This is a genomic window from Sphingomonas sp. TDK1, assembly GCF_001650735.1.
Taxonomy (GTDB): domain Bacteria; phylum Pseudomonadota; class Alphaproteobacteria; order Sphingomonadales; family Sphingomonadaceae; genus Sphingomonas.
In genome coordinates, this window is the sequence record NZ_LXVY01000046.1 from 49,554 (window position 1) to 62,636 (window position 13,083).

The following is a 13,083-nucleotide window of genomic DNA, read 5'->3' on the forward strand; positions in this document are numbered from 1 at the left end:
CTCCCCCCGGCGCTAGAGCACGGGAAGGCTGATCCGAAAGACCGTCCCGTCGCTGCTGGTCGCATCCAGCGTCAAGGCCCCGCCATGCACTTCGATGATGGACCGGCAGATCGCCAGTCCCATGCCCATGCCTTTGCCCTTGGTGGTGTAAAGCGGCATGAAGATCTGATCGCGCACGGCCTGCGGGATGCCGGCACCGGTATCGCGCACGACAACCTCCAGCGTACCGTTCACGACATCGGTTCGAACCCATATCCGCTTGTCGCCCCCCGTCTTCTCGGAAAGGGCGTCGAGCGCGTTGGTAATCAGATTGAGCACCACCTGCTGCAACTGGACATGGTCACCGAGGACCCGCGCCTCACCGCTGTGGAGCTGACCGACGAGCGCGACGCCCTGCGCCTCGGCTTCGGTCTGCGTCATGCGGACGACCTCGCCGATCAAGGGGTCGAGGGCCAGCGGCACCAGCGAAGCCTGATCGCGCTTCGCCAGCGACCGTAGCGAGGCAATGATGTCTGCCGCACGTCGGGCGCCTGCGCGGATACCTTGAAGACCGGCGACAGCCTCGTCGATGTCCGGCACGTCCCGGCGCAACCAGCGGAGGCTTGCGTCGGCGCTGCCGATGATCGTGGCCAGAGGCTGATTCACCTCATGCGCTATGGATGCGGCAAGCCCGCCCATCATCGCAAGCTGCGAGGTGCGCGCCAGCTCGATGCGCGCCAGTCGCAGCGCCTCTCGAGAGCGCGTCTCGCGGTCGTTTTCCGCCGCCTGGCGTGCGCTACGCTGCGCCACCTCGACCCAGGCCGCGGCATGGTTTGCGAATGCGCCCACCAAGTCCAAGTTCAGCGTACCGCGCGCCTCGGCGGACGTGTCCGGCCGCAGATAGGCAACGCCGATTTTCTGATCGCCCGCGAGCAGGGGGCATCCCAGCGCTTCCCCCTGCTCGAGATATGTTGGTCGCTCCAGCCGCAGCAGCGCGAACAATGTCGGCTCGGCAAGGAACTCCTGCGTGGGGACGGCCTGGACGCGTCGAGCGTCGATGTCGCCGTACCGGCGCTCCCCAACGACCTCGACCAGCGGATTTCCGTCATTGAGGAGCAGCAGCATGCCGCTCGAGGCCGCGCATTGGGTCAGCAACGCCCCCAAGACATTGGGCAGTATCGTGTCGGGATCCTTCTCCCCCGCTAGCGCGAGCACTGCCTCCAGTACCTGCTCGGTCGACGGGAAGCTTTTCGCCAGGTGTGTCTCGCGCGACGACGCCATGTCAGGGGCTGCCAGCATATTGGCCTTTGCAGTCGCGCCCCAGGTCCGATAGTCCCGGCTCGCAGCTGCACGATGCATGCTGGCCAGCACCGACAGGCCTTCGGCCGAGCAATGCAATGCCGCCCGCTCATGTGCCAGCGCACGTTCGTGGACGAAGTCGCCCGAAGCCTCGATAGCATCTTCAAACAGCCGGAGCGCCGCCGCGCCCTCGCCGCGTAGCCGCGCCATCTCGGCCTCGACCAGCATGTGCTTGTGCGCGAAGGTCGGCGGGTTCAGCGCCGCCCATGTTGTTAGTCTCGCATAGGCGGGCGCCATCGCCGCAAGCGCCATCATAGCATCGTCGGCATCCGCCGCGGCCAGCGCCTGGAACAAGGCGAGATACCCGAGATCGATGTGCGCCGGCAGCGACCATGCGGTGTCCTCTGCCTGCGCCAGAAAACAACGTGCTGTCGCACTGTCGCCGGTCAGGAAAGCCTCCATGCCGCGATACAGCGCGCGCCAGAAGGCAGTGGAACCGGAAACCGCGTCGCTGTCCGACACGCGGGGAAGCGGATCGCCGCCGGACTGCAGGGTCTCGATCAGGCGCAGCTGCGAATCCAGGAGAATCTCGATGTCCCGAAAGCCGTAGCGCCGCGTGAGCTCTATGCCTTCCAGCGCTTCCGCACGCGTTTCCGAAAGCGGATGCCCCATCTGCAACAGATCGGAGACGACGTGGTTGCGCGCATAGCATGTCATCGCGGCATCGCCGGTCATACGCCCGGCATCGACCGCAGCGCGCGCATAGTCGAGCGCCTTCGAGAACGGCTGCACCCAGGGCGCAAGCTGATCGAGAGCGAGAAGAGTCGCCGTGCGCTGGTCCTCCAGGCCATGATGCTCCACCAGCGTCAGCGCAGCCTGGCAATAGGCGAACCCATCCGCATAGCGCCTATAGCGGCTGGCGATCATCACGCCATACCAGGCGAGACCATAGGCCGCGTGCGGCGTGCTCCCCCGAGTGATCGTCAGTTCCACGATCTTTGCCAAATGGGTGAACAGCAGATTGTCGCCGGAGAAGGTCGCGACGATCAACGTCGACAGCAGCGACGTTGTTGCGCGCAGCACAGGGTCCCGCGTGAGCGGACGCTCCGCCAGATCGCTATCTGGCCGCGGCCCCATCAAGGCCTGGACGGCCTCGTGCGCGGCGTCGCAGATTGCATCGGAAGGATTTCGGGCGAGTGGCTGACCGAGCAGCGCCAACCCTTCCAGTGCGGCGGCGATCGCCCCATCGTAATCGGACCGCATCGTCCGGATGGTCGCCAACAGGCGATAGGCTTGTCCGGCCTGCGCTGGCGGCAAGTTCCGCCCCCCCAACTCCCGTACGATCGCCTCGGACCCCCGCATATCGCCGCGGAGCAGCAGCGTTTCGGCGCGGAGCAGACGGATCGCGGCGGCCAGCCGAGGACGACACGACCACCACTCCGGCGATACCAGCGCATCCGCGCCGTCGATATAGGCCGCGCTCTGGTCGATCAGGCCGGACTTCAACCCGCGCCGGCTCGCCTGCAGCAATAGCCGCGCGAACCGCCGCCGGTCGCGGGGACGCAGTGCCGCGCCCCCGCCGCCGATCGCGCCGAGCGCCTGCGAAGCGGCAACGTGCCACGGCTCTTTCCCCTGCCTGGAGCGCCTGAGCATCAGCCGCGCAAGCTGGGCATGCTGGCGGGGCCGGAGTCGTTCGCTGCCCAGCAAACGCGCCGCCTCCAGTACCTGGTCGTGGGCGAAAGCGATCCCGCCGGGGATGTTCTTGAGCAACCCGAACGTCGTCAGCGTCTCGACCGCCGTCGCGACGGCCGCCTCTGGCAAGCGCAGCGCGGTCGCAATTAGCTCGATCGCCCCCTGGCCGCCCAGCAAGTCAAGGACCCGCAATATCTGCTTTTCTTCCGGCTCGAGCCTGGTGAGCCGGTGGCGCATGAATGCGAAGACGCCTTCACCGTCGCGCCCGAAGCCACTTTTCCGCGAGCGCGACACCGCGTCGGCATCTTCGCGCATCGATCGAAGCAAATGTTCGATGAACAGCGGGTTGCCTGCCGAACGCGCATGCACTGCCGCCGCTAGGGTGGCGATATCGGCCGCTTCGATCGGCAATACGGCGTGGAGCAGTTCGGCTGTGGCGGCGGCGCTGATCGGCGACAGGCCGATTTCGGTGACCGGCACGGCGGACGTGCGCAACCGTTGCAGATCGAGATTTGCCGGTGCCACCGCGTCTCGGAAGGCGGCGACGATCAACAGGTTGCTGCCCGGGTTGTCGCACAGGTCGGTCAAGACGCCTGCCGTAAGGGCGTCGGCCCATTGCACGTCATCGAGGAACAGGATCAACGGACGGCCGTCCTCTGCGATCGCGCGGATGAGCGTGACGAGATCTTGCTGCAGGCGCTCCTTGACCAAGGTCGGCGACAGCTCTGCCGTATGTCCCGAATGCTCCAGCAGCGCCTCCGCTTCGGGGATCAGGCTGGAGACGAGCTGCCCGCCCGCCAGCAGCCGCTCGCGCACGCGGTGGCGGACGGCGCCGAAGGTCTGATGATCCGCGACGAGAAGCTCGTCGAGGGCCAGTCGGATGGCCTGTACGATGGCACTTGCCTGGGCAGGGGCAAGCTCGCACTTTCCCGTCGCCCGCAGGCAATCGGCCGCCTGCGGCACGGAAAGGGCGCGATCCACCAGCGCAGACTTCCCGATGCCGGGCGGTCCGGAGAGCAGCAGCAATTCCGATCGGCGGCTGGTGCGCACCCTTTCCAACATGTTTGCGAGGAGCGCCGTTTCATGCAATCGGCCTACGAAATGATCCTTGAACCCCGACATCTTCGCGAGAAGCCCCTGCACCGTCTGACCTAGCGATCTTCCCAAGGGATGATCGCAGGGCCGATTTCCTGTATTCACGGTAGTGCATGCGCTGGCTTTGGCTTGACTGAAATTGCCGTGCTTTTGATCAATGGTGCGGTTCCACCGCAACAGAAGGACAATTGGGGGTCCGCCGCGTTTCCTGGAGTATATGACGTGACGTCCTTGCAGACCTTCGGGTACCAGAAATTCCCGGTCGCAGCACTGCTCGCAAGTTCGGCCGGCCGAGGCTGGTCCGGCATCCAGGCCGAACTGCGGGCGCATCCGCGGGGCGAGATACTGCCGGTCGAGCCCCGCCACATGGAAATCACGATCGCGCTCGACCCGACGCCTGGCTATGTGCAGCGGCGCGCCGGCGCGCTATGCCAGCGTACGCCGGTGAACAGGGGAACCATCTGGTTCTGCCCGATCGGGTTCAAGGAAGACGATATCCTCCTGTCGGCCTCGCTTTCCAGGATCCTCCATCTGTTCATCAGCGCGGAGATGTTCGTCGCGCTGGATGGCCTGCGGTCCGAAAACGGCGCAGCACACGACATTCCGTACCTGGCAGACATCGACGACGAACTGGTGCGACAACTCGCGCTACGGGTGCTGCAGGAACTGGAACAGGAGACCGCCGCCGGCAAGCTGCTGGTCGAGCAGATTGCCATGGCCATGCTCACGCACGTGCATTGCTCCTACGCCGGGCGTCCGGTCGCGGCATTGTCGCGGAATTCGGCGCGCGGGCGCCTGGACAGCAAACGCCTCGCCCGGGTTATCGACTTCATAGAGAGCCATCTCGAACAGTCCCTGCGCTTGACCGACCTGGCAGAGGTTGCGTGCCTCAGCCCTTTCCACTTCGCCCGCGCCTTCAAGGAAGCCATGGGGGTGCCGCCACACCGATTTCTCAGCGAGCGGCGACTGGTGCATGCGCGCACCCTGCTGGACGATACCTCGCGGTCGATAGCCGATGTCGCACTGGCCTGCTGCTTCAGTTCGCAAGCAAGCTTTACCCGATCCTTCCAGCGAAGCACCGGCATGACGCCAGGCGCGTATCGGGCAGCGACGGCGTCGGCTCGCCGCCTCGCGCCGCCTCGCGCCGTCGGAAACAGCAATATCCGTTAAATGTTCGGCAAAGGCTGCAATGCAGGCCGTCGCCACGGCTGCTAGGCTGGAGGTTCGCAGCCAAGGACATGACGGTGACCGATGCCTACCAGAACCGGTCGCAACGCTTTTTGCGCGCGCCGGCGATCTCCACACTGGATCTCGGCGTCGGCGTCCACCGCATTTCGGCGACACGGGCATGGTCCGGCACGGAAAACAATGGCTTGACCTTGCCGCATGCCCAGGAGGAAGCCTTCATGCTGTCGATCCAGCTGGTGGACTATAGCGGCGACATCCTGCTGAAGGATCGCAAGCTGTCGTTCCAGCAGCAACGCGCGAATGAGGTTCAGCTCTACGACTATCGCCTGCCCTGGTCTGCCAATCTTCGATCGGCCTATGACTGCGTCAACTTTCACGTACCCTTGGAAGCACTCAACAGCGCGTTGCAGACGAACGAAAAGCGCCGCGTCCACACGCTACGCTACCAGGCCGGTGAGCCAATGTCGGACCCTGTGTTCGCCGCGCTTGTGCACGCGATCCTGCCGTCCCTCCTCCGGCCGGAGGAGGCGAACCTGCTCTTCCTGTCGCATGTAAGCCTGGCACTCGCGACGCATGTCGCCGATCGGTATGGAGAGCTCGCGCTTCAGCGCGCCGCCGCCAAAAGCCGGCTCGCCCCGTGGCAGGAGCGCCGTGCGAAGGAAATGATAGACGCCAACATCGGCGGCAGCATTCCTCAGCAAGCGCTAGCGGAAGCCTGCGGGTTGTCCGCCGGCTACTTCGCGCGTGCATTTCGGGAGACGGTGGGCATGCCCCCGCACAAATGGCTGCTCGTTCGCCGAGTGGAACACGCCAAGCACCTGCTGCGTCGGCCGGACATCGGTCTGGCGGAAATCGCCGATGCTTGCGGCTTTGCCGACCAGAGTCACTTCACCCGGGTATTCTGCCGGCTGGAAGGCGCCACTCCCGCCGTTTGGCGTCGAGAGCATCGCTACGGCTGATCCCGGCAGTGCCGGAAGGCGGGTCAGCCGGGATGGTGCTGGCGCAAGCGCTCGGCAAGACGGGCACAACCCTGCTTCAACGTTTCGAACGCCATCCGCGCTTCTCGCGACGATTCAGGATCTTGTCTGCCGGACCAGTTTTCGAAGGCCTGCAGCGCAATGCGAATGGCCGTCGCATCCTCCAGCAACGCGTGTGCTACCGGCGCACCTGCGGGGTCGGGCGCCGCGGCACGCAGCACGGCCTGCGCGCTCGCAACGGGCCGATCGCGCGAGACCTTGCCGGGGACAAAGGATGTATGAAACTCCATGGAACAGCCCTCCTTTCTTTGTCGACTTTCTGTCGCGCCCGGGGCCACCATGTCCTGAAAGATCCGATTGTTTTCGAAGAATTCCGACGCGTTCACGGGCCTGATACGGGTTGACGGGCCTGATCGGCCTCGCTGCCGGCTACCATGCGGTAGCTCCTGGGGGGCATGGGCACCGCTTTCCCTTACCGCCAGCCGGCCTGACAAGGAGGATGGGCGACCTTCTCGCGCCCGTGTAGGAGCACGAAGCGGCCGTTTTCAAAACGGCACGCTCGGCTTTGTCGCGTTGGAAGGGGCGGCCTGGGGCTGTCTGGGAACAGGTATCGGCCTGGAAAGCCCCCATTTCGCGGTAGTTGCCGACGCGACCGGCCCCCACGCACATTGGCGTCGAGGATCTGGCCGACGGAGACGCGGCTACCTCGAAAGATGCGTTCGAATCGTTCAAAGCGACACGCAATTGCGCAAGCAAGTACACCCCGCGAGGGGCATATCCCCATGGACGCTTTCCGGGGATCACGTTCATGGTAATCCTTCACCGTGTCACGCGCAGCAGATTGCGGTGGGTGATGGCGCTGCTGCTGCTCGGGCTGACCGGCGCGCTGATCGCGCTGGCACTCAGCTGGCGCCCGGGAATCGCACCGATCACGCCGCCTGCCCCGAACAGCTTTGCACCGGCGCAGGTCGCGCGCGGCGCGATGCTCGCCAAGCTCGGTGACTGTGCTGTCTGCCACACGCGCGACGGCGGCGTGCCGCTCGCCGGCGGCCGCGCCCTCGCGACGCCGTTCGGCACGCTGTACTCGGATAACCTCACACCCGATCCGGAAACCGGCATCGGGACCTGGTCGGCCAGCGCGTTTCGCCGAGCCATGAAGGACGGCGTCAGCCGCACCGGCGCCCATCTGTACCCCGCCCTTCCCTACGAGCACTTCACCCACGTCCGCGATGCGGACCTCGACGCGATCTACGCCTTCCTGATGACGCGCCGCCCGGTCCACGAGGCGGCGCCCGCCAACCGGCTGATCTTCCCGCTCGGCTTTCGCCCGCTGCTCGCCGGGTGGAAGCTGCTGTTCCTCCACCGCGGAGAAACGCCGATCGACCCCAGCCGCTCCGCCGCGTGGAATCGCGGCGCCTATATCGTCGAGGGTCTTGGCCATTGCGGCGGCTGCCACACTCCGCGCAACCTCGCGGGCGGCGAGATCCGCTCCCGGGCCTATGCCGGCGGCATTGCCGAAGGTTGGCGGGCGCCGGCGCTCAACGCCGCCAATCCCGCCGCGCGGAAATGGACGCAGGACGCCCTCGTCACCTATCTGCGCACCGGCATCTCGCCCGATCACAGTGCCGCGGCCGGCCCGATGGGTCCGGTCGTGGAAAGCCTCTCCCAGGTGCCGGAAAGCGAGGTGCGCGCGATCGCCGCCTATATCGCCTCGAAGATGGGCGGCGGCACCGCGCCCGCGCAGACCCGGTTGCCCGACCATGCCGAGGCCGCCGCCCGCCGCTTCCCGGAAGGCGCGGCGCTGTTCGCCGGCGCCTGTGCCGGATGCCATGGCCCGGGCGCACCCATGATGGGACAGGACCGTCCCACCCTCGCGCTCGCCACCACGGTGCGCGACGGCGACGCGACCAACGCCGCGCAGGCCGTGCTGCAGGGCATCGAGCCCCCGGTCGCCGACCGCGGCCCGAAGATGCCCGGCTTCGCCGATGCCCTGACCAACGAACAGATCGCCGCGGTGCTCGGCTATCTTCGCGCCCGCTACACCGATCAGCCCGACTGGAAGAAGCTGCCCGCCACCGTCGCGAAGGCACGCAAGGAAGGTGCCCAGCCATGAGCCTCGCCATCACCGTGAACGGCGCTCGACATCAGGTCGATGCGAGCCCGGAAACGCCGCTGCTTTACGTGCTGCGGGACAATCTCGGCCTCAACGGCCCGAAATATGGGTGCGGTCTGGGCCAGTGCGGGGCCTGCACCGTCCAGCTCGACGGCAAGGCGATCTTCGCCTGCGTAACCCCGGTCGGCGCCGTCGGCGATCGTCCGGTGCGCACGGTGGAAGGTCTGGGAAGCTCCGATCGGATGAGCCCACTGCAGCAGGCATTCCGCGACGAGCAGGCGGCACAATGCGGCTATTGCATCGCCGGCATGATCATGCGCGCCCAGGCACTTCTCGACGCCGATCCGCACCCGACCGAGCAGAAGATCCGCGCGCACATGCAAACCAATCTCTGCCGCTGCGGCACCCATATGCGCATCCTGCGCGCCATTCGCCGGGTGGCGGGCATCGCCGGTGACGGAGCGGCCGCATGACTGCGACCAGACGCCAGTTGCTGGCTGGTGGCGGCCTGCTCGTCGCCTTCAGCATGGCAGGCCATGGACTTGCCCAGCTTGCGGGCGGCGGCGAAGGGGGGGCTGCGCCCCCGCCGGTCCGCCCGGACCTACCCGGCAGCCTGAAGAATCATCCGGTGCTCGACAGCTGGGTGCACGTCCCACCCGAGGGCCGGATCACCGTCTTCTCCGGTAAGGCCGAACTCGGCCAGGGCATTCGCACCGCGCTGCTGCAGGTCGCGGCGGAAGAGCTGGACGTGCCACCTTCCGCGATCGACCTCGTCACCGCCGATACCGGCCGTACGCCCGACGAGGGGCTCACGGCCGGCAGCCATTCGATGCAGGATGGCGGCACGGCGATCCTCAATGCCTGCGCCAATGTCCGCATGTTGCTCACCCGCGCCGCGGCCAGGCGCTGGGGCGTCAAACCGGAGAGCCTCTCGACCAATGGCAAGGCGCAGGTGGTCGCGCCCGATGGTCGCAGTCTGGGCTATGGCGTGCTGGCGGCGGCGCTCTTGCTGCATGTCGAGGCGGTGCCGAACGCACCACGCCGCGATCCGCGCCGCTATCGCACGCTGGGCCGCGACCTGCCCCGCGTCGACATTCCGGCGAAGCTGACCGGCGGTGCCGCCTATGTGCAGGACCTGCGCCTGCCCGGCATGCTGCATGCCCGCGTCGTGCGCGGCCCGAGCTACGGCACGCGCCTGGCCGCGCCGCAGGCCGAGCGCGCGCGCAGGATGCCCGGTGTGGTCGCAGTGATCCAGAACGGGCAATTCCTCGCCGTGGTGGCGGAACGGGAATGGCAAGCGATCCAGGCGATGCGCGTCGCCCAGGACAGCGACTATATCCGCGACAAGCCGCCACTGCCCGTCGACGACGGGCCGCATCGCCTGGAGAAGCTGCCCGCACGCGAGATCAGCGTGCTGAATACACACGATGGCGCCAGACCGGTGTGGAAGACGGTGCGCGGCAGCTTCAGCCGGCCCTGGTACAGCCATGGCTCGATCGGCCCGTCCTGCGCCGTGGCGCTTGCCGAGGGGGGCGGCCTTACCCTCTGGTCGCATAGCCAGGGCGTGTTCGACATGCACCGCGCGGTCGCGGAGCTGGTCGGCCTGCCGCCCGAGAAGGTGCGCTGCATCCATACGCCCTCCGCCGGCTGCTACGGCCAGAACGGTGCCGACGACGTCACCGCCGAGGCCGGGCTGATCGCGATGGCGCTGCCCGGCCGCCCGATCCGGCTCCAATGGATGCGCGAGCAGGAATTCGGCTGGGAACCCTGCGGCTGCGGCATGGTGACACGGGTCGAGGCGGCGATCGGGCCGGACAAGCGGATCGCGCACTGGAACTATGAGGTGTGGAGCAATTCGCACAACAACCGCCCCGTCGGCGCCGGCGGCTATGCCGTGGCGCAGGAGATCCGCCCGGGCTTTCCCGCCCCGGAACCCAAGCCGATCCCGATGCCCGAAGGCGACGGCGACCGGAACGCAAACCCGCTCTACGTCTTCCCCAACATGAACGTGCGCTATCATTTCGTGCCCGAGATGCCGCTCCGCGTGTCGGCGCTGCGCTCGCTCGGGGCCCACCTCAACATCTTCACGATCGAAAGCGTGCTCGACGAGCTCGCGCTGGCCGGCGGCGTCGACCCCCTCGCCTTTCGTCTCGCGCACATGGAGGACGCGCGCGCACGCGCCGTGATGATCGAGGCGACGAAACGGTTCGGCTGGAAGACGCGCCCGCGCGGCGACGGCCGTCGCGGCTGCGGGATGGCCTTTGCCCGCTACAAGAATATCGGCGCCTATTGCGCCATCGCGATGGAAATAGAGGTCGAGCATGAAACCGGGGCGATCACCGTGCACCGCGTGCAGGCCGCAGTCGATGCCGGCCAGCCCGCCTCCCCCGACGGGATCCGCAACCAGGTGGAAGGCGGCATCCTCCAGTCGCTGAGCTGGGCAACGCGCGAAGCGGTGACCTACGACGCCAGCCGCCGTACCAGCTTCGACTGGGGCAGCTACCCGATCCTGCGCTTCGAGGAGGTGCCCGGGTCGGTGGCCGTGCACGTCATGGATCGGCCCGGCGATCCCTTTCTCGGCGCGGGCGAGACGGCGCAGGGCCCAACCTCCGCCGCCCTCGCCAATGCGATCGCCGACGCGACCGGCGCGCGGCTGCGCGACATGCCGCTCACCCCCGCGGTGGTGAAAGCGGCCATCGGCGTGTGAGGTCGCGCGCTTCGTGCCGAGGCGGGCGCGCTGATCGCGCATCGCCGCGGATCGGATGCTGGGGGTGGGTCTCGGTCGGATATCGGCGCCCTGCCTTCAGCCTGAATTTCAGACGAGGAACGAGACATGGGCATCAAGGCACATACCCACACCATCATCGTGGTTTCCGATACGATCTGCCCGTGGTGCTTCATCGGCAAGCGAAAGCTCGAAGCGGCACTGCAAATCGTGGCCGACCGGGGCTTCGACTTCGACGTCGAGTGGCGCCCCTATCAACTCAACCCCGACATGCCGGACAAGGGCATGGATCGCAGGGAATATCGTGCCGCGAAGTTCGGCAGCATCGCCACCAGCGACGAGATGGACGCGCGCGTGAAAGAAGCGGGTGTCGAGTTCGGCATCGACTTCCACTTCGACCGTATCGCCCGCACGCCTAATACGCTGGCGTCCCATGTCTTGATCGCGGATGCACGCCGCGCCGGCGGCACGAGCCTGCAGTCGCAGGTCGTCGAGCTGCTGTTCCAGGCCTATTTCACCGAAGGCCGAGACATCGGCCGCAGCGAGGTTTTGCAAGAGATCGCATTCGCTGCCGGGTTTGTTCACGGCCCTTCAGTCAGCGCCGAACTTTGGGAGCTGGTGGAGCAGGAGGCGGAGAGCGCGAGGCGCTCCGGGGTGCGCGCTGTACCGACCTTCCTGCTCGACGACCACCTCCTCTTCGCCGGCGCGCAACCGGTGCAGGCAATCGCGCTGGCGCTCCTTCGCGCGACGGAACGCCGCGACCCTTCCCAGATGGCTGCAGCACGGTGATCGGCGCTCTCCCATCTGCCGAGGCGCCCCTTCGCGTCGTCGTCTCCGGCGGTTCGATCTCAGGGCTCGGCACCGGCCTCGCGCTTCATCGCGCGGGCATCGACGTACATGTCTTCGAGCAAGACGGCGGCGCAATGCACTCGGCTGGCGCCGGCCTCGTGGTTCAGCCAGAGCTCGCAGCCTTGTTCCATCCCTCCGACGGCGCGCATCTGCCGACGACAAGCTGTCGCGGCCGCAGGACACTCGGCTTCGACGGCGAATTCGGCGCGCTGCAGCGGATGCCACAGCAGTTCACGAGCTGGGCCGCAGTGCATGCCACCTTGATGAAGCTGTTCCCCGGGGAGCGCTATCACCGCGGCGCAACCGTCGAACGATCCACGCGCAACGAGCAGGGGCTTCAGATCGATATCGGTGGCGTTGGTGCCGTTGCCGCCGACCTGCTCGTCGCCGCGGACGGCGCACAGTCCCCGCTGCGGCGCAGGCTTTTGCCGGATCTGAACCCGCATTATGCCGGATATGTCGCATGGCGGGGCACGGTACCCGAACGTGACATGCCGCAAGACATCACCGACACGTTTGCGGATGTCTTCACCTTTGGCGATGCCCGATCCGGGGGGCATGCCCTCGCCTATTTCATCCCGGGGGAGAATCTGGAGACCACGCCCGGCGAGCGGCAGATGAACTGGGTGTGGTATGTCGGCGCAAACGCGGCAGAGCGAGACGACCTGCTCGTCACCCGCGACGGGATTCAGCGCCGCGCGTCGCTCCGTCGCGGGATGGCGCGCCAAAGCGTCATCACAGAACTGAAAGCGCGCGCGATCGCCGACCTCCATCCGATGTTCGCGCGGCTGATTACGCTGACTGCCGAACCGTTCCTGCAGGCGATCGTAGACTTCGCAGCGCCGCGAACCGTTTTCGGGCGGACCGTACTGATCGGAGATGCGGCCTCCATCGTACGCCCACATACCGCAGGCGGGGCCGCCAAGGCTGCGCGAGATGCGCAAGCGCTTGCCGACGCCCTGGTCGCGCCCAGGTCCATGATCGACCAGCGCCTGGACCGTTTTCAGCGTGAGCAGCTGCACTATGGTCAGACCCTGCTCGAATATGGCGTGCAACTCGGGCGACGCTGGGCGAGGTTATGACCCAATCCAGGATCACTGCCCCGGAATAGCCCATTTGCACTTCAGTATTATAGCGGCACCCCCAGCAAAGAGGGCAATCACGGC

9 protein-coding genes are annotated in these 13,083 nt (G+C 66.8%); 7 read left to right on the forward strand and 2 right to left on the reverse strand.

The window, feature by feature from the left end:
* Window positions 1-12 precede the first annotated feature (12 nt).
* The gene (locus A7X12_RS22455; protein ID WP_269747839.1) at window positions 13-4,092 is read right to left on the reverse strand and encodes a trifunctional serine/threonine-protein kinase/ATP-binding protein/sensor histidine kinase; all 4,080 of its coding nucleotides are present in this window, start codon (window positions 4,090-4,092) and stop codon (window positions 13-15) included.
* Between the two features lie 102 nt (window positions 4,093-4,194).
* Here A7X12_RS22455 and A7X12_RS22460 point away from each other — a divergent pair, with 102 nt between their 5' ends.
* Both A7X12_RS22460 and A7X12_RS22465 read left to right on the forward strand, forming a co-directional pair.
* Window positions 4,195-5,235, forward strand: coding sequence for an AraC family transcriptional regulator (locus A7X12_RS22460; RefSeq protein WP_232318654.1), 1,041 nt, complete (start codon window positions 4,195-4,197; stop codon window positions 5,233-5,235).
* A 74-nt stretch (window positions 5,236-5,309) separates the two neighbouring features.
* A complete protein-coding gene (locus tag A7X12_RS22465) occupies window positions 5,310-6,212 on the forward strand; it encodes a helix-turn-helix domain-containing protein (RefSeq protein ID WP_198162151.1) in 903 nt (300 codons plus the stop codon).
* Between the two features lie 23 nt (window positions 6,213-6,235).
* Here A7X12_RS22465 and A7X12_RS22470 read toward each other — a convergent pair whose 3' ends face one another.
* The gene (locus A7X12_RS22470; protein WP_064313687.1) at window positions 6,236-6,616 is read right to left on the reverse strand and encodes a hypothetical protein; all 381 of its coding nucleotides are present in this window, start codon (window positions 6,614-6,616) and stop codon (window positions 6,236-6,238) included.
* Window positions 6,617-7,038: 422 nt separating this feature from the next.
* On the opposite strand from A7X12_RS22470, the gene A7X12_RS22475 reads away from it, so the two are divergent.
* From A7X12_RS22475 to A7X12_RS22495, 5 genes are all read left to right on the forward strand, one after another.
* On the forward strand, window positions 7,039-8,343 hold the full coding sequence (locus A7X12_RS22475) for a cytochrome c (RefSeq protein WP_064313688.1): 1,305 nt from the start codon (window positions 7,039-7,041) through the stop codon (window positions 8,341-8,343).
* Window positions 8,340-8,816 carry a (2Fe-2S)-binding protein gene (locus A7X12_RS22480; protein WP_064313689.1) on the forward strand — a complete coding sequence of 159 codons (477 nt, stop codon included), beginning with the start codon at window positions 8,340-8,342 and terminating at the stop codon, window positions 8,814-8,816. Before A7X12_RS22475 ends, A7X12_RS22480 begins: the two co-directional genes overlap by 4 nt.
* Window positions 8,813-11,050 (forward strand): xanthine dehydrogenase family protein molybdopterin-binding subunit, encoded by a 2,238-nt coding sequence (locus A7X12_RS22485; protein WP_064313690.1) that lies wholly within the window; start codon window positions 8,813-8,815, stop codon window positions 11,048-11,050. The genes A7X12_RS22480 and A7X12_RS22485 overlap by 4 nt, the downstream gene beginning before the upstream one ends.
* A gap of 126 nt (window positions 11,051-11,176) precedes the next feature.
* A complete protein-coding gene (locus A7X12_RS22490; RefSeq protein ID WP_064313691.1) occupies window positions 11,177-11,857 on the forward strand; it encodes a DsbA family oxidoreductase in 681 nt (226 codons plus the stop codon).
* Complete coding sequence (locus A7X12_RS22495) at window positions 11,854-12,999, forward strand: FAD binding domain-containing protein (RefSeq protein ID WP_084445953.1); 1,146 nt, start codon at window positions 11,854-11,856, stop codon at window positions 12,997-12,999. The genes A7X12_RS22490 and A7X12_RS22495 overlap by 4 nt, the downstream gene beginning before the upstream one ends.
* Window positions 13,000-13,083: the final 84 nt, after the last annotated feature.

Excerpts from the sequence above, each read along its gene's own strand:
- A7X12_RS22490 (WP_064313691.1), top strand. The coding sequence starts at position 11,177 with ATGGGCATCAAGGCACATACCCACACCATCATCGTGGTTTCCGATACG.
- A7X12_RS22485 (WP_064313690.1), top strand. The coding sequence starts at position 8,813 with ATGACTGCGACCAGACGCCAGTTGCTGGCTGGTGGCGGCCTGCTCGTC.
- A7X12_RS22455 (WP_269747839.1), bottom strand. The coding sequence starts at position 4,092 with ATGTCGGGGTTCAAGGATCATTTCGTAGGCCGATTGCATGAAACGGCG.
- A7X12_RS22475 (WP_064313688.1), top strand. The coding sequence starts at position 7,039 with ATGGTAATCCTTCACCGTGTCACGCGCAGCAGATTGCGGTGGGTGATG.
- A7X12_RS22480 (WP_064313689.1), top strand. The coding sequence starts at position 8,340 with ATGAGCCTCGCCATCACCGTGAACGGCGCTCGACATCAGGTCGATGCG.